General features: G+C 49.8%; 6 tRNA genes and 3 rRNA genes. All 9 read left to right on the forward strand.

Annotated features, from left to right (window positions below):
• Positions 1-123 (forward strand): 23S ribosomal RNA (locus EVJ30_RS14955); the annotation flags it as partial.
• A gap of 94 nt (positions 124-217) precedes the next feature.
• Positions 218-333, forward strand: a 5S ribosomal RNA gene (gene rrf / locus EVJ30_RS14960).
• Between the two features lie 9 nt (positions 334-342).
• Positions 343-418: transfer RNA gene (locus EVJ30_RS14965), tRNA-Val, on the forward strand.
• 9 nt (positions 419-427) lie between these two features.
• A tRNA-Thr gene (locus EVJ30_RS14970) sits at positions 428-503 on the forward strand.
• Between the two features lie 35 nt (positions 504-538).
• A tRNA-Leu gene (locus EVJ30_RS14975) sits at positions 539-625 on the forward strand.
• Between the two features lie 31 nt (positions 626-656).
• Positions 657-733: transfer RNA gene (locus tag EVJ30_RS14980), tRNA-Arg, on the forward strand.
• A 7-nt stretch (positions 734-740) separates the two neighbouring features.
• Positions 741-817 (forward strand) — tRNA-Pro (locus EVJ30_RS14985).
• Positions 818-828: 11 nt separating this feature from the next.
• Positions 829-904, forward strand: a tRNA-Ala gene (locus EVJ30_RS14990).
• A 104-nt stretch (positions 905-1,008) separates the two neighbouring features.
• Positions 1,009-1,119, forward strand: a 16S ribosomal RNA gene (locus EVJ30_RS14995); the annotation flags it as partial.

The following is a 1,119-nucleotide window of genomic DNA, read 5'->3' on the forward strand; positions in this document are numbered from 1 at the left end:
GATGAGATTTCCCTTTGAGCAATCAAGAAAGACCCCTCAGAGACGATGAGGTAGATAGGTCATGGGTGGAAGCACGGCGACGTGTGGAGCTGAATGATACTAATCGGTCGAGGCTTTGATCTAGAAATGGTTTGTATTGATGAATCTTCAGTTTTGAGAGAGTAATCTTTCAAAAAAAGTTTGACATTATGTAAAGATAATGTTAATCTCATATATGTCTGGTGGCGATAGCGAAGCGGCCACACCCGTTCCCATGCCGAACACGGAAGTTAAGCGCTTCAGCGCCGAAAGTAGTTGGGGGTCTCCCCCTGTGAGGATAGGACGTTGCCAGGCATACATATCGGAGGATTAGCTCAGCTGGGAGAGCACCTGCCTTACAAGCAGGGGGTCGGCGGTTCGATCCCGTCATCCTCCACCATTTACACCTGCCGGTGTAGCTCAGTTGGTAGAGCATCTGACTTGTAATCAGAGGGTCGAGGGTTCAAATCCTTTCGCCGGCACCATTTTTTAAAAAAGTCTACCGCACTAATTATACCTTGCCGGGGTGGCGGAATTGGTAGACGCACAGGACTTAAAATCCTGCGAGGGTTTCCTCGTGCCGGTTCAAGTCCGGCCCTCGGTACCATCTATATATCCCATTGGGAATCATTCGTCTCGCACCCTTAGCTCAGCTGGATAGAGCGTTAGACTACGAATCTAAAGGCCGGGAGTTCGAATCTCTCAGGGTGCACCATTTATAACGGGAAGTAGCTCAGCTTGGTAGAGCACTTGGTTTGGGACCAAGGGGTCGCAGGTTCGAATCCTGTCTTCCCGACCATCATAACTTTTGGGGCCTTAGCTCAGCTGGGAGAGCGCCTGCCTTGCACGCAGGAGGTCAGCGGTTCGATCCCGCTAGGCTCCACCAATTCTTTAACTGACGAACTTTGAAAACTGAACGATGAGGCAAAAAAAGTTTTACAAGTTTTGATTGAAGCGCAAGCTTCGTCATTTTCAAGAGCTATATCAAATTCTTTGGAGAGTTTGATCCTGGCTCAGGACGAACGCTGGCGGCGTGCCTAATACATGCAAGTCGAGCGCAGGAAATCGACGGAACCCTTCGGGGGGAAGTCGACGGAATGA

Source organism: Exiguobacterium sp. SH5S13, assembly GCF_004337085.1.
Lineage (GTDB): Bacteria > Bacillota > Bacilli > Exiguobacteriales > Exiguobacteriaceae > Exiguobacterium > Exiguobacterium aurantiacum_A.